Below are 19,435 nucleotides of genomic sequence, written 5' to 3' on the forward strand. Positions count from 1 at the left end.
GCGTGCGACAGTGCGCGACGTTCAGCTGCGTTCGCCAAGCAACGCCGATTTGCCGAGCAACGCGAATAGCAGGCCGGAGGCGAACAGCGAGATGCCGGTGAGCAGTGCCGCATAGGGCGCTGCGGCGGCGAACGCCATCGTCGAAGTATCGGCCCAAACTTGGGTGGCGAGTGTTTGCGTGTCGATCGGGGAGAGCAGCAGCGTCGCGTTGAGCTCGGTGACGACCGAGATGAACACCATCGCCGCGGCCGCGCCCAGTCCCGGGCCCGCCAGCGGCAACACCACGCGCAGGAGGGTCTGCGACCAGGTCAGGCCGAGCGCGCGTGCAGTCTCTTCGAGGCGCGGCTGCGCCTGCATGAAGGCGGCGCGCACGCTCACCAATGCCACCGGCATGAACAGCATCGCGTAAGCGATCACCAGCAGCGTCGCGCTTTGATAAAGCGCTTGCAGCGCATGCACCGCGAGCGACACGATGGCCAGCGCGATCACCAGCCCCGGTATGCCTTGCGCCAGAAACACGGTGCGTTCGAACAGCGTCGCGAAACGCGTCGGATAGCGCACCAGCAGGAACGCGAGCGGCACGACCAGCAGCGTGGTCAGCAGCGCGGCGGCGAGCCCGAAACCGAGCGAAGAGATGGTCGCGTTGAACAGCAGTTCGGGCGACACGTCGGCCGGTGTGACGGCAGCCGCGCCCGGTTGCGTGAGCCAATAGCCGATCATGCCGAGCGGCACGCCGAGCGTTGCGATCGCCAGCGCGGCGAAGCCGGCAACGACGATCCAGCGCCAAGCGCCGAGGTCGTAGCGCAACACCGCACGGCGTGTGCCGCGATCGACGCGTTCATAACGCGCCGCGCCGCGCACCCGAAACTCGAACGCCAGAACGATCAGGCAGATCACGATCAGCAGGCACGCGAGCAGCGAAGCGCCACCGCCATCGAAACTGGTGCGGTATTCCGCGTAGATTTGCGTGGTGAAGGTGCGAAAGCGCAGCAGCGTAAACGCGCCGAATTCGGACAGCACGCCGAGCGCCACCAGCAGCATGCCGCCGAGCAGCGCAGGGCGCAGTTGCGGCAGCACGACGCGAACGAACGTGGTCCAACGGTTGCAGCCGAGCGCGCGCGCGCTTTCTTCGAGCGCGGGGTCCATACTGCGCAACGCCGCGGCCACCGGCAGATAAACGAGCGGGAAATAGGCGGAGCTCAGCACCAGCAGCGCGCCGTTGAAGTCCTGCAAATCCAGACTCAGCGACACCCATGCGTAGCTCGAGATGAAGGCCGGCATTGCAAGCGGCGCGGCGGCGAGCACGGCCCAGAGGCGACGCCCCGGCAAATGCGTGCGTTCGACAAACCATGCGGCGGCCGTGCCGACGACCGCGCAGACGAGCGTGGTCGACACGGTGATCAACAGTGTGTTGACCAGCAGTTCGCCTACCAGCGGCCGGAAGATCAGGTCGACGGCCTCGCCGATACCGAAGCTCGCCGCGCGCCAGAAGGTAAACGCAATCGGCAGCAACACCAGCAAAGCGCTGAGTGCTGCTGCCGCGAACAAACCGCGCGGCGCGCGCGAATGGGCGCGCGCCGCGGCGGGGGTTACAGCCGGAGGGCCGGCTGACATGGCATCGCTCATTTACAGCAAACCTGCCTGACGCAGCAGCTTGCCGGCCTGGCTGTCGTCGCCGAGTTGCTGAATGGTCAGCGCCGGCGGGTTCAGTTCAGCGAAAGGCTTGAGGATCGGGTCCGGTGCAACGCCTGCGTGCAGCGGATATTCGAACATGACGTGGCTCTTCGCCATCAACTGCTGTGCGCGTTCGCTCACCAGGTACGCAAGAAACTTCTGCGCGCCGTCCGTGTTATGGGCCGACTTCAGTACCGCTGCGCCCGACACGTTCACCATCGCGCCGACGTCGCCGTTGCCAAAGTGATAGATCGCGCTGCGGGTTTTCGCATCGCCGAGTTCAGCGTGCAGACGCGCCCAGTAGTAGTTGTTGATCAGACCGGTCGCGACGCCGCCGCGATTGACGGCTGCCACCACGCCTTCGTCGTCGTCGAAAATCTGGGCGTTGGCTTTCAGGCCCTTCAGCCATTGCACGGTTTGCGCTTCACCCTTCAGCGCGAGCACGGCGCTCACCAGCGGCAGGAAGTCGCTGTCGCTCGGTGCGATGCCGACCTTGCCTTTCCATTCCGGCTTGGCCAGATCGAACAGCGATTGCGGCAGTTGCGATGCCTGCAGCCTGGCCGTGTTGTAGGCCAGCACGCTTTCGCGTGCGGTCACGCCCACCCATGCGCCGGTCGGCGAGTTGAAGCGCGCCGGCACGGTTGCGAGCGTCGCACCGTCCACCTTGTTCAGCAGGCCTTTCTCTTCCAGCAGCATCAGCTCAGGCGAATTTTCCGTGAAATACACGTCGGCGGGCGTCGCTGCGCCTTCCGCCACGATTTGCGCAGCCATCGCCGGGCCTTCGCCGTTGCGGATCTTCACCGAAATGCCCGACTGCTTCTCGAAGTCTTTGGCGAGCACATTGACGACCTGTTCGTGCTGCGCGTTGTACAGCGTGATCGAAGCAGCGTGGGCCGTCGACGGCACGGCCGCGAACGCAGCGAGCGTGAGCGCGGCGGCGCTGCTGACGAGGCGCAGGCGGGTGCCAAACCAGGAATGAGCCATGATCCTAAAATCCGTTAAAGATGGTGTTGTTGATCTTCGATGCACCGCCGGCCTCCCGGCCGGCGGCTTGCTTCGCGGCTTGCATTACGTCTCGAACAGCCCCGCGCCGATATACGAACCCGGCTTCGCGCCCGGCGGCACAGCGAATATCGCGCTGCCGACGTGCGTCGTGAACTGGTTCATCATGTCGAACTTCGCGAGCTTTTCGTTGATCGGAATGAAGCCCTTGCGCGGGTCGCTCTGGTGAGCGAGGAAAATCAATCCCGCGTCGTACTCGGTTTCCTGGCGCCACGGCGGCCAGCGCTCGATGTAAAAATTCGTGCCTTCGTTATACGAGTACGAACGGCGCAGAATCTGCGCGCCGTTGTTGCTCGCCTGATTCGACAGACGCACGTGCGAGTTTTCCGGAATGACCGGATTGCCGTCCTTGTCCTCTTCCTTCAGGTCCACCGGATCGAACTCGTTCTTCTTGCCGATCGGCGCGCCGCTGTACTTGTGACGGCCGAACACCTGTTCCTGGAAGCCGACCTCGGTGTTGTCCCAGTGCTCGAGCGTGATGCGGATGCGCCGTACGACGGTGTAGGTGCCGCCTTCCATCCAGGGTGCGTCGGCTGTGGCGCCGGCCCAGACGAATTCGTTCATCAGCTGCGGCTTCGCGGTCGACGGATTGTTGGTGCCGTCCTTGAAACCCATCAGATTGCGCGGCGTCTGACCGCGCGGGCCGGACAGGAAACCGGACTGGCCCCAGCGCATCGTCGCCACGCCGGAGGCGAGGCGCGACAGTTGCCGGACCGCGTGAAACGCAACTTGCTGGTCGTTCGCGCAGGCCTGAATGAACAGGTCGCCGCCGGTTTTTTCGGCGATCAGCTGATCGCCGTTGAAACGCGGCAGATCGACAAGTGCGGCGGGGCGGCGCGAGGCGAGGCCATAGCGGTCCTTGCCGTCCTTCGTGAACAGGCCCGGGCCGAAACCGAACGTGATCGTCAGGCCGCATGGGCCAAGGCCGAGCACATCGCCGGAATCGGGCGCGGCTTTGGCGTTGGTCGGGCTGTAGGCCGTGTCGTTCGCCTTGGCGTCAGCCTTTGTCTCGACCTGCGTATCAATCTTTGTGTCGGCCAGTGCTGTTTTCGCAGCCGCGTCAGTCGGCAGCGGTCCGGCCGTGGCGCCTTGCGTCAGGCGCGCGGCAGCGTCGGTCCAGGCACGCAGCAGCGCGATCACGTCATCGCGTTTCTCGGTCGTGAGATCGAGGGCGGCGACATACGTGTGGCTTTGCTGCGGCGTGACGATGCCGCCTTGGTGCAGGCCGTAGAACGGCTCGACCGCCATGGTCGGATCGGCGGCGTGCGCCGGCGTCTTGCCAAGCGCGGCCTGGGCGACGCCGGTCGCGCCGAGGCTTGCGCCCGCCGCGACCGCCGCACTGCCGGCCTTCAGAAAACCGCGCCGTGAGGGCCGCGGGGGTTGATCGTTTGCCATGGTTCCTTCACCTTCGTTTGGCCGTGGGGTGTGCCGGTGTTGCGTCCGGCTCGGTGGCCGGATCTGCGTCCGTCTTTGCTTCTTCTTTTACTTCGCGAGCACCAGGGTGTTCACGTCGTCCTGCACGTAATAGAAACCGTCGCCTTCGGGCGTCATCGCGAGACCGAACAGGTCGCCGTTGCCCGGCGGCGATTGTGCCTTGTCGGTGTCGATCCAGCGAGCGTAGATCTGTTTGCCGCTGGCAGGATCGATTTCGACGATCTGGCCGTTCAGCGCATTGGTGACGAGCAGGTGGCCGTTCGGTGCGGTGACCATGGCGAGCGGGCGGTGCAGCAGGCCGTCGGCGGTCAGTTGACGGCCTACGCCGGCGCTGGTGTCGCGCGTCATCGGTTCGTCGATTTCGGTGACGCGGTTGCCGATTGCATCGGACACGTAGAGCAGTTTCTGATCGCCCGACAGCGCGAGTCCGGTCGGGCCGACGAGGAACACGCCCTTGTCGGCCTGCGCGCCGAAGCCGCTGCCCACCACGGTTTCCTTTTTCACGACCGGCGGCTTAGCCGTAGGCACGTCGAGGTCCAGACGCAGCACGGTGGCCTGCTTGAACACCGGCGGATTGCCGTCCGCGCCGCCCACACCGAAGCCGGCGTTGCTGACGAACAGCGTCGCGCTCGTGCCGTTGTCGACGACCGCCATATTGCCCCACGGATCGTTGATGTTCGGGCTGGTGATGGTCGACGCGACCTTGCCGTTTGGATCGATCACGATCAGACAGCCGGCGCCCTTGGTGCCGGTGGTGCCGTCGTTGCTCGGCGTGCTGCCGACGATCACGTAGCCCGACTTGAGCATCGTCATCGCGGTCGACAGACCGATGCCGCCCGGACACGCCTTCAGATCGCGCGGCACTGTCGCGAACACCGTCATCTGTTTGGTGTCCGGGTGATAGTTGACGATCGTGCTGCCGGTGCCTTGCAGATTGGTCGAGTTATTGAAGTTGCCGACCAGCACGTCACCTTGCTTGACGGTGCCTGCCGAGACCGGCGCGACCACCACCGCGTACGGATTCTGGTCGCCGTTTTCCGGCACGGTGTTGATCAGCGTGGTGTGATGCTTGACGGTTTCGAGAAAACCTTGCGGCTCGGCGTGCGCGAGGCCAGCGGTCGCGAACGCGGCAGCGCCGACCGAGGCGGCGATCAGGGCCCGCGCGGCGCGCGGCGAAAATTTGCGCGTGGGATTGTTCATGAGTGAGCCTCCGTGCCTGCGCACAAAGCGGTGGTTGCGGCCATGATCGAAAGCATGGGATTCGATGTGTCTTGAGCGTGTGTGGTGAGGGCGAACGGCATCAATCAGAACGTAATGTTGGTCCGCACGCCGACGACGAACGTGTTGCGCAGCGGCTGCGTCGGGTCGCTCGGGTTCTGGCCTGCGCCGGCATTGAACGTGTATTGCGCATCGGCTTGCAACTGCCACCACGGGTTGACCTGGTACTGGTAGGTCGCTTCGAGCGTGGTTTCGCTGGTGCGCACGCCGTACGGGCCGCCGCTGAAGGCGAGGTTGTCCTGATCGAGGCCGTTGGTGTGGTTGCCGATCTTGATGTAGGTAAGCGCGATGCCGGCGCTGTCGTTGTCGCGGCCGGCGAACGGGGCTTTCAGCACGACGCCCAGGTTGGCGGCGACGCTCACCAGGTTGCGGTCGCCCGGCGCGCCCATCACACGCGCGAAGACGTTCAGGCTGCGCGGCTCGTCCGGATCCGGGCGCCAGATCATCTGGTCGGCGACCGCGTAGAAGCTGTAGTCGCCATGATGATTCTGCGCAACACCGGTGCTCGCCGGGTTCGCAAGCGAGAGGCCTGTGTTGTCAAAGCGCTGATCGGCGAAGCTGCCGTTGTTGTACCAGACGCCAAGCTTGTACGTGCCCGGCAAACCGCCGCCACCCGCACCGACCATTTCGCCGTCGGCCGGCTGGTTGATCGCGTACTGCAACTCGCCGATGAACAGCGTGCTGTTATGCAGGTTGAAGTTGGTGCCGCTCTTGTTGTTCGGGTTGTTGCCGAGCGGGTCGCCATCGAAGACGCCGGCGAGTGCCGTCAACGAGGGCGTGATCTGCCCGCGCACGCGCACGCCGAGGTCGGCCAGCGGATAAGCGGGGCCGCCGGACGGCATGTCGTAGGACGGCAGGGCCGGCCAGCCGAACATCGTATTCACGAACAGTGCCGAATTCGTGCTGGTGATGAATTCCTGGTCGATACTTTGCTGCCCGATCTTGACGTCGATGCGCTTGTTCAGGAACGACTGCTGGTACCACAGTTCCCACAGGCGGGTCGTGTCATCGGCTTCGATGCCGCTCGCCGTATTCAGCGTGCCCAGCTTGTTGGCGCTGAGGTTGGCGCCGTGGATCTGCAAGGCGCTGACGTTGAACAGGCCGCCCGGTAGACCGAACGCCTTTTGCGTATCCATCTGCACGGTCGCGGTCGTCAGGCCGTCGTAGTCCGCGCCGCGCGAGAGGCCGCCGCGGACGTTGGCGAGCACTTCGCTGGTTTCGGTGAGCGCGAACGTCACGCCGTATTTGCCGAGCCAGGGGCGCAGGCCGCCGATGTCGCCGAGCATCGTCGGCCGATTCCAGAAGCCGGTCCATTGGTTCGTTTGCGTCGCCTGGATGTTCAGGTCGGCTTCCGGCGCTTCGGGTGTGGCATCGGGATTGGCTTCGGCCATGGCTGCGCCGGCGGTCAACGAGGCCCAGGCAAATGCCGTGCAGAGCGCGGCGCGCCGCATCGACGGCAAACGCGAACGGCGCGTGGCGCCGACGTACGAAGCGGAGTCGCGAAGCGAACGCGCCTGGCCGGCGGGTTCAGCTGTTTGGGCGAACTTCATCGAAATCCTTGTTGGTGTTGTATCGACTGATCTAACTATCGCGGCGCAACATCACCGTGGGCCTGCGATGTGCTGCATCGATTCGCGACGCCTGATGCAGCAGATGGCGAGATCGTACGCATACGGAATGGGTGCGTCAATACTAATGAGAACGATTCGCATCAATATTACTGGCATGTAATTGTGAGCTTTACGTACTGCTGCTAAAGGCTGTTTGCGTGTAGGTTGAATGTAATTAAAACGTAATGTTTTGGTATGTATTTGTTAATACCGAACCGGTGCAGTTCGCGTCGAGTCATGGGATTAGTGTTTCGTCGATCGCGACGTCAGTGTTGAAGGGGATAGTAGTGAGCGTTCTCCGAAGTTGGCGCCGCCCCGCACAGCGGTGACGCCAATAGATCACCGCCAATAGACCGCGATGGTCCACTACGAAAACAAGGAAGGGCGGCGTGCTGGGCGGACAATAAAAGAAGCTATGATCGTCTTCCAATGCCGCGCTGTAGCACGAAGCCCTGAAGTGCCCAGCCGCCAAACCATACCGGGACGACACCGATGTCACACATAGTGAATCTGGAAAACTACTTCACCCGCATAGGCTACCAAGGGCCCCGCGCGGCGACGTTGGAGGTACTCCAGGAACTCCACAAGCTGCACCCCAGATCGATCCCCTTCGAGAACCTGAGCCCGCTCACGCGCCGCGCGGTAAAACTCGATCTCGAATCGGTCGAACACAAGCTGATCACGCAAAAGCGCGGCGGCTACTGCTTCGAACAGAACGCACTCTTCGCGAACGTCCTGATGCAGTTAGGCTTCAACGTAACGCCCCTGCTGGGCCGGGTTCTTTGGGGCCGCGAATCCGACACGATCCCGCCGCGCACGCACATGGTCTTGCGTGTCGACATCAAGAACGAAGCATGGATTGCCGACGTCGGTTTCGGCAGCATGACGCTCACAGCACCGCTGCGCCTGATGGCCGGCACCGCGCAGTCCACGCGGCTAGGCACGTTCCGCCTGGCCGATGCATCGCACGGCGCGCTCTACCTCGAAGTGCAATCTCTCGATGAAACCTGGGCCCGCATCTACCGTTTCGACCTGCATCCGGTCGAATGGATCGACTACGAGACCTCGAACTGGTACACCTCGACCGCGCCAGATTCAGTTTTCCTGAACAACCTGATCGTTTGCCGGATCCTGCCGGAATCGCGCCTGACCTTGCTCAACGACCAACTGAGCGAACGCGCGGCAGATGGCCGGCTCATCAGCGAGCGGCAACTCAAGACCGCGGACGAACTCGCGGCCTGCCTGCACGATCAATTCGGTCTGAACACGGGCGACATCGACATTGCGGACGTATTCGGGCGCGTGCGCTCACCCGCGGCGGCTTCCGCCTGAGGCGAGCGCGTAACGGGCACCACCCACCACCAGCCCCCACCAACGAGCGCCACGACACAACACAACCATGATCACGCGACTCATCCTGCAAACGGCGGTCTGGCTGGCATGCATGGGCGCGCTGCTATTCGGCGCCGCGGGCACGCTCGCGTGGCCTGCGGGGTGGTGGTATCTGATCGAGACTGGCGGACTGAGTTTATGGGTCGGTTTCTGGCTGGCGCGCCACGATCCCGGCCTGCTTGCCGAGCGTCTCGCGCCGATCGTTCAGGCGCAACAAAGCCGCTGGGACCGCTTCTTTATGGTGAGCGTGGCGGTGATGTGGTGCGCCTGGCTCGTCCTGATGGGAGTCGACGCAATGCGCTATCGCTGGTCGGCGCCCTTGCCAGTCTGGCTGGTAAGCCTTGGCTCGCTTTGCATCTTCCTCTGTATTTTCATGTGCCTGATCGTCTTCCGGGCCAATAGCTATGCCGCGCCGGTCGTGAAGATCCAGGCAAGCCGCGGTCATAAAGTCATCGACACCGGCCCGTATGCCCACGTTCGTCATCCGATGTACGCGGCCGCGCTGTTGTTGTTCATCGGCACGCCGTTACTGCTCGGCTCGTGGTGGGGCCTTGCCTGCGTGCCGCTGCTGGTGATCGGTATCGGCTGGCGGGCTGTGCGCGAGGAGCGCGTGCTGGCCGCGCAACTCGAGGGCTATACCGACTACACCACGCGCGTGCGTTATCGCTTCGTGCCGTTCATCTGGTAGGGGGTGCAATGCGCCAACTCGAAGCTCGTCAGCGCTTCAGATATCAACCTGTCTAGACAAAGCGCACCACGCTGGCGCACACAGCCGCCACCGCATTCCATCTTTCTCCATTCAAAAATCGCTTAAATTCCCTGTCGCACGGGGGCTTATAGGGGCTTACCCGATGATTCCCGCAATTTCGAATAAATCTTCTTGCGACGGCTTTTTGACTGATGCAGACTTGTCTATACAAATCAAGCAGCGGTTAAAAAATCCAGTTCGACGGTTTCCTCAATCCAAGGAGTTTCGACGTGAAAATGAAGCGCACGACGTTAGCAAAAGCATTGATGGGCGCTGTTCTCGGCGCCGCGACGATTTTCGCGGCACCGGTGCAGGCCAAAGACTGGAAGACGGTGACGATCGCGCTGGAAGGCGGTTACGCACCGTGGAACCTGACCTTGCCGGGCGGCAAGCTGGGCGGCTTCGAACCTGAGTTGGTCGCCAATCTGTGCGAGCGCATCAAGTTGCAGTGCAACCTCGTCGCGCAAGACTGGGACGGCATGATTCCCGGTCTGCAAGCCGGCAAGTTCGACGTTCTGATGGACGCGATCTCAATCACGCCGGAGCGCGAAAAGATTATTGCGTTCTCGAAGCCGTACGCCGCCACGCCGGCCACGTTCGCCGTGACCGACGCGAAAGTGCTGCCCAAGGCCGTGCCGACAGCAGGCGTCGTCAAGCTGTCGGGCGATCCTAAAACCGACCAGCCCACCGTCGACTCCTTGCGCAAGCAACTGAAGGGCAAGACCATCGGCATTCAGTCGGGCACGGTCTACACCAAATTCATCAACGACGGTTTCAAGGACATAGCCACGATCCGGGTCTATAAAACCTCGCCTGAGCGCGACCTCGATCTGGCCAACGGCCGTATCGACGCCTCGTTCGACGACGTGACCTACTACGCCGCCAACATCGACAAGAAAGAGACCGCGTCGATCGTCATGGCAGGCCCGAAGATCGGCGGCCCGATCTGGGGTCCGGGTGAAGGCCTCGCGTTCCGCAAGCAGGACGCCGACCTGAAAGCGAAGTTCGATACCGCGATCAGTGCCGCGCTTGCCGACGGGACCGTCAAGAAACTCTCCACCAAATGGTTCAAGACCGACGTCACGCCTTGATTCGCCCAAGCGCTCCGCTGTAGCGGTCTGCGCGGTTTCGCGCCGCGCAGGCCGGCTGGTTCGATCCGCCGTAATGGATGAGGGATAGGGAATGGCTCTGATAGAGATGCTCGGCTTCGGGCCGGAAGGCTGGGGCGGCGTGTTGCTGCTCGCGGCATTGATGACGGTCGCGCTCACGCTCGCAGCGCTCGCGGTCGGCGCCGTGTTCGGCGCACTGGTCGCGGCGGCCAAGCTGTCGCGGTTTCGCACGCTGCGCGTGATCGGCGATGTGTACACCACCGTGTTTCGCGGCGTGCCTGAACTGCTCGTCATCTATCTGTTCTACTTCGGCGGCTCGACCCTCGTGACCACGATTGGTCAATGGTTTGGCGCGGACGGTTTTGTCGGCGTGCCGCCGTTCGTGGTCGGCGCGCTCGCGGTCGGCATGATTTCCGGTGCGTATCAGGCCGAGGTGTATCGCTCGGCGGTGCTCGCGGTATCGCGCGGCGAACTCGAGGCGGCACGTTCGATCGGTATGCCCACCCTGACCATGGCGCGCCGCATTCTGATTCCGCAAGTGTTGCGTTTCGCCTTGCCGGGCATCGGCAATGTCTGGCAATTGAGCCTGAAAGACTCGGCGCTGATTTCCGTCACGGGGCTGGCCGAATTGCTGCGCGCCAGCCAGGTGGCGGCGGGTTCGACGCATCAGTACTTCACGTTCTTCGTGGTGGGCGGCGCGCTGTATCTGCTGATGACCAGCATCTCGAACCGGGTCTTCAACCGCGCCGAAGCGCGCGTAGGCCGATCCTTCAAGCGCAATTTCGCGCGCAACTGACGAGGACCGGACATCATGCATTTCGACTTCGATTTTCTGCTCGACACGCTGCGGCAACTGATCGCGGCCGTGCCGACCACGCTCGGGCTGTTCTTCTGCTCGTTGATTCTGGGCGGCCTGCTTTCGCTCGTGATCGTCACGATGCGCGTGTCGCCGCACTGGCTGCCGAATCGCTTCGCGCGTGCTTATATTCTCGTGTTCCGGGGCTCGCCGCTGCTGATCCAGATGTTCCTCGTCTACTACGGGATGGGCCAGTTCGGCGTGATTCGCGAGAGCTTCCTGTGGCCGGTGTTGCGCGAGCCGTACATGTGCGCGGTTTTATCCCTGGCGTTGTGCACCGCCGGATATACCGCCGAGATTATCCGCGGTGGCTTGATGGCGGTGCCGGTCGGTCAGATCGAAGCGGGCTATTCGATCGGCTTGTCGGGTTTCGCGCTGCTGCGCCGCGTGATCGGTCCGATTGCGTTGCGCCAGTGTTTGCCCGCGTACTCGACCGAGGCCGTGCTGCTCGTCAAATCCACCGCGCTCGCGAGTCTCGTCACCGTGTGGGAAGTGACCGGCGTCGCACAGCAGATCATTCAGCAAACGTATCGCACCACCGAAGTATTCATCTGCGCCGCGTTGATCTATCTGTTCCTGAATTTCGTCATCGTGCGTTTGCTCGGTTTCCTCGAGACGCGCCTGTCGCGCCATCTGCGTGCGGCGCCCGCGCAGAGCTCGCCGAGCCGGCCGGTTTCAACCACGACCGAAGCACGCCGCGCCGCGCCCTGAACGGTCGCACATCTTGCAGAATCTGGAGAATCCCATGAACGCTACGGCACCTGTTGCACTGTCGGTCAAGAACATCCATAAGTCGTTCGGCGACCACCACGTGCTCAAAGGCATTTCGCTCGACGCCCATCAAGGCGACGTGATTTCGATTCTCGGCGCGAGCGGCTCCGGCAAGAGCACGTTCCTGCGCTGCCTGAATCTGCTCGAAACCCCGGACGACGGCTCGGTGTCGCTCGGCGGCGAAGAGCTGAAAATGAAACGGCGCGGCGACGGCAAGCTGCAACCGAGCGACCGCCGTCAGGTGGATCGGGTGCGCTCGCAACTCGGCATGGTGTTTCAGAACTTCAATCTGTGGTCGCATATGACCGTGCTGGAGAATCTGATCGAAGGGCCCATGCGCGTACAGAAGCGCAGCCGTGCCGAATCGATTGAAGAAGCGGAAGCGCTGCTGGCGAAAGTCGGTCTCTCGGAAAAGCGCGGCCACTATCCGGCGCATCTGTCCGGCGGTCAGCAGCAGCGTGTGGCGATCGCGCGTGCTTTGGCGATGCATCCGAAGGTGATGCTGTTCGATGAACCGACCTCGGCGCTCGACCCCGAACTGGTCGGCGAAGTGCTGCGCGTGATGCGTTCGCTCGCCGAAGAGGGCCGCACGATGCTGGTCGTCACGCACGAGATGGGTTTCGCGCGGCATGTATCGAATCGCGTGATGTTCCTGCATCAAGGTCAGGTGGAAGCCGACGGTACGCCGGACGAAGTGTTCGTCGAATGCAAGTCGGACCGTTTCCGCCAATTCGTGTCGAGCCACCAGGATCGCACCACTAACTAATCGATCAGCCTTGGCTGGTTGCCACTTCGTTACTCCACCGTACAGAGCACTATCATGGCCGTGATCCGTTCCGATCGTCCTCTCGACTGGGTTCAGGTGGCGGCGATCGCCGCCGGCGAACCGCTCGAGCTTTCCGCCGATGCCCGCTCGCGTATCCGTGCGGCACGCGTGCTTGTCGAACAGATCGTCGAGCGCGGGATTCGCGCGTATGGCGTGAATACCGGCGTCGGCGCGTTGTGCGATGTGGTCGTGTCGCCGTCCGAACAGCGCACGCTGTCGCGCAACATTCTGATGAGCCATGCGGTAGGCGTGGGCGCCCCCCTCGGTGTTGCCGAGACGCGCGCGATCATGGCGGCAGCCGTCAACAATTTTGCACACGGGCATTCCGGGATTCGCCTCGAAGTCGCGGATCGGCTGGTCGCGCTGCTCAATGCCGATTGCCTGCCGGAAGTGCCGGCGTTCGGCTCGGTGGGTTATCTGAGCCATATGGCGCATATCGCGCTTGTCTGTATCGGCGAGGGATACGTGCACTATCGCGGCGAACGCCTCAAAGGGCGTGACGCATTGCAACTGCTCGGCCTCGAACCGCTGGTGCTCGAAGCGAAGGAGGGATTAAGCCTCGTCAACGGCACGCCGTGCGTGACGGGTCTCGCCGCATTGGCCCTGGCGCGTGCCGCCCGTCTGCTGGACTGGACCGACGTGGTCGCCGCAATGAGCTTCGAAAATCTGCGCGGTCAGCTCGTGGCTTTCGATGAAGACTCGCTGGCGCTGCGCATTTCGCCGGGCCTGAACCTGGTCGGCGAACGCATGCGTACGGCACTCGCCGATAGCGGCATTCTCGCCGCGGTGGTCGGCCAGCGCACACAAGACCCGTTGAGCATGCGGACGATTCCGCACGTGCACGGCGCCGCCCGCGACGTGCTCACCGCGACCGCCGACGTGGTCAATCGCGAACTCGCCTCGATTACCGACAACCCGATCGTCGCTGGCACGCCGGAGGACCCACGCGTCTATTCGCAGGCGCATGCGGTGGGGGCGTCGATCGCACTGGCGATGGACAGTCTCGCCACTGCGATCGCACAAGTCGCGGCGATGGCCGAGCGGCGCCTCGACCGCCTCGTCAATCCGCTCGTGAGCGGCTTGCCGGCGTTTCTCGCGAAGCCGGGCGGCACCTGTTCCGGTTTCATGATCGCGCAGTACACGGCGGCCTCGCTGGTTGCACAGAACCGGCGCCTCGCGATGCCCGCGAGTCTCGACGGCGGTATCACGTCCGGCCTGCAGGAAGACCACCTGTGCCATGCCACGCCCGCTGCGCTGAAAGCGCTGGAGATCGTCGACAACGCCGGACGCATTGTCGCGATCGAATTGCTGGCGGCGGCACAAGCCTACGATCTGCAAGGCGTCGATGCATCGCGCGCACCGCACACTGACGCGCTCTGGCAACGTGTACGCCGCGTCGTGCCGACCTATCGCGACGACCGGCCGCTTGCGGACGACATGACGATCGCATTTCGCATGATCGCCGATGGAGTGCCGCCACCGTTGCCAAACCCGGGTAATATTCGGCCCGGGCCGGATGCTTCAGTCAGCGGCGCGGGTCTTGCCGCATTGGCGAGCGTGACAAGCGTGACTAAGGTTGCCGCCGCGGACAAGCTCGGCGCCGACCCGGCGGCCAACGATGGCCGGGCGGCTGTCCACGCGGGTTGAAGGGCTCGGCTGCGGGCCCGGTTTCCGGGCTTGATTTGATGGACTCGAATAGACGGATCCGAATTGATGGAGACAAAAGCCGGTGAACGGGCTTACCCGCCGGCAAACCGGCCGAATGCCACCCGCGTACCACCCACGAGGTCGACGTGAACACTATTACAAACACAAACGCGCAAACCGTAGACAAGCAGGACCATCCTGGCCGCACCCAGGAGACACCCGCCAAGGCCATGCCCGCCTATGAGCAGATCAAGCGCTATGTGATCAGGCGCATCAGCGAGGGCGACTGGAAGCCGGGCGGCCTGATCCCATCGGAAACGGAGCTGGTCAAGGAATTCGGCGTCGCGCGCATGACGGTGTCGCGCGCACTGCGCGAACTCACCACCGAACGTGTGCTGACGCGCGTGCAAGGTTCCGGCACGTTTGTCGCGCCACAGCGCTACGAATCGACGGTGCTGGAAATCCGCAATATCGCCGACGAAATCGCCGCGCGCGGCCATCGCCATTCAGCGCGTGTATTGACGCTCGAACCCAGCGACGATCCGCACGCGCTCGAAGCGCTCGGCCTCGCCAGCGGCCCGGCGTTTCATTCGTGCATCGTGCACAGCGAAGAGGGTGAGCCGATTCAGTACGAAGATCGCTACGTCAATCCGAAGGTGTTCCCCGACTACCTGCAACAGGACTTCATCGTCGAGACGCCGAATCACTACATGGTTCGGCTCGCGCCGATCCAGCGCGCGGAGTTTCGCATCTATGCGCAGAAGCCCGACGCGTATGTGCGGCGGCATCTGACGATGGATATCGGCGAGCCCTGCTTGCAGCTATGGCGCCGCACGTGGGTGGGTGACGATGTGGCGACGTCGGTGCGGCTGTGGCATCCGGCATCGCGTTTCCATCTGGCGGGCAACGTGTGAGCGGCAAGACGCGGGCGAGGGCGCGGCGTTCGCACCGCTAGCCGCTAGCCGCTTGCCGCTAGCCCTGGCGCTGCGACAGATCCGGCGTGAACCGGCAACCCAGACGGTACCGCGAGCCCGGATGCACGAAGCGCGCGAACGTGACCGCAACGCCGCTCGTCCATGTGCGGCGCATCAGCGTCAGACATGGCTCGTCGGCGCGAATTTCCAGCAACTCGGCTTCGGCGCGCGTCGGCAGGCCCGCGTCGACGATATGCTCGACGTCGTGGGCCGGGACAGTCTGGAACAGATACTCGGACGGCTTCGTCGCGGAGAAATCCTGCTTCAGGAAATCGGGTGCCGTTGCCGGATTGACGTAACGGTCTTCGAGCTGCACCGGCAAACCATTCTCGCGATGCACGCAAATCACATGAAATACGGAAGCGCCAGGCGCGAGCCCTAACGCGTTCGATACCGTCACCGGCGCGGTTTCGCGTTGCGACAGGAGCGTGTCGTAGCTGTATTCGTGACCCCGCGAGCGGATCTCGTCGCCGATATGGGCGATCATCAACAGCGTCGATTGCGGCTTGGTTTGCGCGACGAAGGTGCCGACGCCGGACACGCGGGTGACGAGGCCTTCATCGGCGAGTTCGCGCAGCGCGCGGTTCGCCGTCATGCGCGACACGCCAAGTGCCGCGACCAGGTCCTGCTCGGACGGCAGACGGTCGCCCGCTTGCCGCGCACCCGATTCGATGATCTGGCGGATATGGTTTTTGACCTGTTCGTAGCGGGCGGCCGGTGCGTCGGTCGACACGCGCGCGGTTTTCATCGCGGCTCTATATCGTCAGGACCGCGCGCCCAGAACGCATTGCGGTCGAAATAGTTTTGCAGGAACTGCCGCAAACGCGGCTGCCCCGCATCGTGAAAGACTTCGCGCGGCTTGCCTTGCACGGCGATGCGCCCCTGGTCGATGAACATGACCTTGTCGGCGACCTGCGCGGCAAAGCCCATTTCGTGCGTGACCACGGCCATCGTCATGCCGTCGCGCGCAAGCTGCTTCATCACCTGCAACACTTCGCCGACCAGCTCGGGATCGAGCGCCGAGGTCGGCTCGTCGAACAGCATGATGTGCGGCTCCATTGCCAGCGCGCGTGCAATGGCCACGCGCTGCTGCTGGCCGCCCGAGAGTTTCGACGGATAGGCATCGCCCTTATGCGCGAGGCCGACTGTTTCCAGCATCGCATTGGCGCGGCGGCGCGCTTCGTCACGCGACAGATGGCGCACGCGCAACAAGGCTTCCATCACATTGCCGAGCGCCGTCATGTGCGGCCACAGATTGAATTGCTGAAACACCATGCCGACGTTGCGCCGCACGCGATTGATCTCGCCTTGCGACGCTCGCACGCGTTTTCCATTGCGCTCGCTATAGCCGAGCAGTTCGCCTTCGATGCGCACGTCGCCCTGATCGTAGGTTTCGAGCGCGGCGAGGCAGCGCAGCAGCGTGCTCTTGCCCGAACCCGACGGGCCGATGATGCAGACCACTTCGGAGCGGGCGATCTCGAGATCGACGCCGCGCAGCACTTCGACTTCGCCGAAGCGTTTCTTCAGGTCGCGCACTTCGATCAGTGGCGCGCCGGCTGGCGTATCGAAGGCAGCAGTGGACGCGGAGGAGGGCATGTCGGCGATGGCGTTCATAGAGTGGTCCAGATTCCGTTCAAGCCATGAAGCGCGCGATGCGGGTTTCGGCCCACATGCCCACGCGCGAGGTCAGTTCGACCAGCGCGAGATAGCACACGCACAGCACCAGTAGCGTTTCGACGAAAGCGAAGGTGGCCGAGCCGATGCCGGTCAGCACGAACGTGAGTTCGGGGACGGTGACGATCGACAGCACGGCGGTTTCCTTGCTCAGCACGATAATCAGATTGGTCAGCGCGGGCACGATCAGCACCAGCATTTGCGGCACCTGAATGCGCAGGACGGCTTGCCAGCGGGTCAGTCCGAGACAGGATGCCGCTTCGAGATGGCCCGGCGGCACCGATTGAAAGCCCGAGCGGAATGCTTCCGCGAAATACGCGCTGCCGTAGAGGCCTAAGCCGAGCACGCCGGCCGTCATCGGTTCGAGTGTGAGGCCGAAGGACGGGCCGCCGTAGTACAGCAAAAATAGTTGCACTAGAAACGGCGTGCCGCGAAACAGTTCGATATAGAAGCGCAATGCGCCGCGCACCCAGCGTCCGCAAAAGAGTTGCAGCACCGCGATCAGAAAACCGATCAGGATGCCGATCGCCACGCCCGCGGTCCAGGTGCCGAGCGTGGTCGCGAGACCGGCGGCAATCGGCTGCAGATTGTGCGTGATGACGGTGGGGTCGAGCTTTTGCATGGCTTATCCGATCTCAAGCTCAGCGGCGCTCAGGCGTGCTGTAAACGGTATTCGGCGGCGTGTGCGACGAGCGCCAGGCTCCCGCAGATCACGAAGTAAATCAGCCCGGCGGCGAGGTAGGCTTCGAGCGGCCGATAGGTGCTGGCCGCAATGTTCTGCGCGGTGCGCGTCAACTCGGCCACCCCCACCACCGAGATCAGCGACGAAGCCTTGATCAGCAGCACCATTTCATTGACGAGCGAGGGCAGCGTCAAGCGAAACGCCTGCGGCACCAGAATACGCCGCAGCATATCGAACGGTGAAAGCCCGAGCATGCGCGCGGCTTCGATATGACCCGGCGGAATGCTGAGGAACCCGCCGCGCAGAATTTCGGCGATATAGGAAGCGGAACACAGCGACACGGCGCTGATTGCCGCGACGATGGGCGACACATTGATCCCGGCGAACGGCAGCAGGTAGTACACCAGCAGCAGTTGCACCAGCATCGGCACGCCGCGAAAAAAGAACACGTAAGCGCCGCCGAACATGCGCGCGGCGCGCTTCGGCGAGAGGCGCGCCGCACACACGCCGATCGCGACGAAGAAACCGATCAGCAGACCGGTCAGCGAAATGCCGACGGTGGCGAGCGCCGCATGCAGCAGCAGCGGCAACCCCTGGACGAAGACGGTCGTGCTGAACATAAACGTCGCACTCGCTAGATCAGTGCATCAATAGTTCGGCGTCGGCATCGTTGTCGGCGCATCCATCGCGACACCGAACCACTTTTTCTGCAAGGCCGCGAGGCGCCCGTCGTTGTGCATTTTCACGAGCGCCGCGTTGAAGGCATCGGCGAGCGGCTTGCTATCCGCGTCTTTACGCAGGCAGTAAGCAAAGTACACTTTCGCGCCGAACGGCGGCTGCACGACAGCGAAGGTTTCGGGGCGTTGTTTGGCGACGTACGCGATGTTGGTCATCGAGTTCGCGACCGCCGCGATTCGGCCGGCAGCGAGGTCGGCGTAGGCCTGATTGTTGTCGACGTATTCGCGGATTTCGGGCGGCTTCGGCAAGGTGGCGACGTACGTCTTCAACTGGTCGAGCTGGGCCGAGCCCTTGCCCGCGCCGACAGTCTTGCCGGCGATATCCGACGATTGCTTGACGGAGGCGTCGTTGGCGCGCTTGAGCAGCGCGTCGGTGGCGTCCGCGATCGGCAGGGTGTACGTGTAGCGTTCCATGCGCGCCTTGGTGACCGTCAGCGGGCCGCCCACCATATCGAACTTGCCGGCTTCGAGACCGGGCAGCACGCTCGGCCACGGCAAGTCGATGAAGCGCACCTTCACGCCCATTTCCTTGCCGACCTCGGCGAACAGATCCTTATTGAAGCCCGCTTGCTGGCCGTTTTCAAGGAAGTCGAAGGGCGCGAACTGCATCTCGGTGCCGACCACCAGTTCGCCGGCTTTCTTCACTTTGGCGAGCTGGTCTTCCGCGTGGGCGGTGACGCTTGCCGCGCACAACGCCAGCATGACCAAACGACACTTCCAGCCTGCAAGGATGCTCATGGGATTCTCCGGTTTGGCAAAGCGGTGTCGCGCGAAAGCGGTTCGTCAGCGGGCCTTGCGCGAGTTATGCGAGGCAGTATATACCGCAGTTTCAGTGCGAAATAAATAAACGCGCGAATAGAGAAAAGCCCTTATGCGAAGCCCCGAGAAGCAACTTGCGGGTGCGCTTTTGGCGGTATATACAACGAAGATGCACGAAGCGCGCGAGCGTGCCGTGAGTGAT

At 63.3% G+C, this 19,435-nt stretch carries 18 protein-coding genes; 8 read left to right on the forward strand and 10 right to left on the reverse strand.

What is annotated here, in order from left to right; genetic code table 11:
• Positions 1-21: 21 nt before the first annotated feature.
• The 5 genes from AYM40_RS24270 to AYM40_RS24290 form a co-directional block, all read right to left on the reverse strand.
• Positions 22-1,626, reverse strand: coding sequence for an ABC transporter permease (locus AYM40_RS24270; RefSeq protein WP_063498762.1), 1,605 nt, complete (start codon positions 1,624-1,626; stop codon positions 22-24).
• Positions 1,627-2,658, reverse strand: a complete 1,032-nt coding sequence (locus tag AYM40_RS24275) for an iron ABC transporter substrate-binding protein (protein ID WP_063498763.1) — start codon at positions 2,656-2,658, stop codon at positions 1,627-1,629.
• Between the two features lie 84 nt (positions 2,659-2,742).
• Entirely contained in the window at positions 2,743-4,131 is a 1,389-nt protein-coding gene (locus AYM40_RS24280; protein ID WP_063498764.1) for a Dyp-type peroxidase, read from the reverse strand.
• A gap of 87 nt (positions 4,132-4,218) precedes the next feature.
• The gene (locus AYM40_RS24285) at positions 4,219-5,370 is read right to left on the reverse strand and encodes a hypothetical protein (RefSeq protein ID WP_063498765.1); all 1,152 of its coding nucleotides are present in this window, start codon (positions 5,368-5,370) and stop codon (positions 4,219-4,221) included.
• Positions 5,371-5,474: 104 nt separating this feature from the next.
• Complete coding sequence (locus tag AYM40_RS24290) at positions 5,475-6,998, reverse strand: carbohydrate porin (protein WP_063498766.1); 1,524 nt, start codon at positions 6,996-6,998, stop codon at positions 5,475-5,477.
• A gap of 552 nt (positions 6,999-7,550) precedes the next feature.
• On the opposite strand from AYM40_RS24290, the gene AYM40_RS24295 reads away from it, so the two are divergent.
• The 8 genes from AYM40_RS24295 (at position 7,551) to hutC (AYM40_RS24330) (ending at position 15,321) form a co-directional block, all read left to right on the forward strand.
• A complete protein-coding gene (locus tag AYM40_RS24295; protein ID WP_063498767.1) occupies positions 7,551-8,390 on the forward strand; it encodes an arylamine N-acetyltransferase family protein in 840 nt (279 codons plus the stop codon).
• Between the two features lie 67 nt (positions 8,391-8,457).
• Entirely contained in the window at positions 8,458-9,138 is a 681-nt protein-coding gene (locus AYM40_RS24300) for a methyltransferase family protein (RefSeq protein WP_063498768.1), read from the forward strand.
• Between the two features lie 296 nt (positions 9,139-9,434).
• The gene (locus AYM40_RS24305; RefSeq protein ID WP_420488514.1) at positions 9,435-10,289 is read left to right on the forward strand and encodes a transporter substrate-binding domain-containing protein; all 855 of its coding nucleotides are present in this window, start codon (positions 9,435-9,437) and stop codon (positions 10,287-10,289) included.
• Between the two features lie 91 nt (positions 10,290-10,380).
• A complete protein-coding gene (locus AYM40_RS24310; RefSeq protein WP_063498770.1) occupies positions 10,381-11,103 on the forward strand; it encodes an ABC transporter permease in 723 nt (240 codons plus the stop codon).
• 15 nt (positions 11,104-11,118) lie between these two features.
• Entirely contained in the window at positions 11,119-11,874 is a 756-nt protein-coding gene (locus AYM40_RS24315) for an ABC transporter permease (protein ID WP_063498771.1), read from the forward strand.
• Positions 11,875-11,908: 34 nt separating this feature from the next.
• On the forward strand, positions 11,909-12,700 hold the full coding sequence (locus AYM40_RS24320; RefSeq protein ID WP_063498772.1) for an ABC transporter ATP-binding protein: 792 nt from the start codon (positions 11,909-11,911) through the stop codon (positions 12,698-12,700).
• Between the two features lie 54 nt (positions 12,701-12,754).
• Positions 12,755-14,407: an HAL/PAL/TAL family ammonia-lyase gene (locus tag AYM40_RS24325; protein WP_063498773.1), complete on the forward strand. Its 1,653-nt coding sequence runs from the start codon at positions 12,755-12,757 to the stop codon at positions 14,405-14,407.
• A gap of 230 nt (positions 14,408-14,637) precedes the next feature.
• Positions 14,638-15,321 carry a histidine utilization repressor gene (hutC, locus tag AYM40_RS24330; RefSeq protein ID WP_148662420.1) on the forward strand — a complete coding sequence of 228 codons (684 nt, stop codon included), beginning with the start codon at positions 14,638-14,640 and terminating at the stop codon, positions 15,319-15,321.
• Positions 15,322-15,379: 58 nt separating this feature from the next.
• Here the strand turns inward: hutC (AYM40_RS24330) and hutC (AYM40_RS24335) are convergent, their stop codons facing one another.
• From hutC (AYM40_RS24335) to AYM40_RS24355, 5 genes are read right to left on the reverse strand one after another with little or no spacing between them, the layout of a single operon-like run.
• Positions 15,380-16,129 carry a histidine utilization repressor gene (hutC, locus tag AYM40_RS24335; protein WP_063498775.1) on the reverse strand — a complete coding sequence of 250 codons (750 nt, stop codon included), beginning with the start codon at positions 16,127-16,129 and terminating at the stop codon, positions 15,380-15,382.
• Positions 16,126-16,995: an amino acid ABC transporter ATP-binding protein gene (locus AYM40_RS24340; protein ID WP_063498776.1), complete on the reverse strand. Its 870-nt coding sequence runs from the start codon at positions 16,993-16,995 to the stop codon at positions 16,126-16,128. The genes hutC (AYM40_RS24335) and AYM40_RS24340 overlap by 4 nt, the downstream gene beginning before the upstream one ends.
• Before the next feature lie 19 nt (positions 16,996-17,014).
• Complete coding sequence (locus tag AYM40_RS24345) at positions 17,015-17,677, reverse strand: amino acid ABC transporter permease (RefSeq protein ID WP_063498777.1); 663 nt, start codon at positions 17,675-17,677, stop codon at positions 17,015-17,017.
• A 29-nt stretch (positions 17,678-17,706) separates the two neighbouring features.
• The gene (locus AYM40_RS24350; RefSeq protein ID WP_063498778.1) at positions 17,707-18,357 is read right to left on the reverse strand and encodes an amino acid ABC transporter permease; all 651 of its coding nucleotides are present in this window, start codon (positions 18,355-18,357) and stop codon (positions 17,707-17,709) included.
• Positions 18,358-18,384: 27 nt separating this feature from the next.
• Positions 18,385-19,212, reverse strand: a complete 828-nt coding sequence (locus AYM40_RS24355) for a transporter substrate-binding domain-containing protein (RefSeq protein WP_063498779.1) — start codon at positions 19,210-19,212, stop codon at positions 18,385-18,387.
• Positions 19,213-19,435: the final 223 nt, after the last annotated feature.

The sequence above is a fragment of the Paraburkholderia phytofirmans OLGA172 genome (genome assembly GCF_001634365.1).
GTDB lineage: Bacteria > Pseudomonadota > Gammaproteobacteria > Burkholderiales > Burkholderiaceae > Paraburkholderia.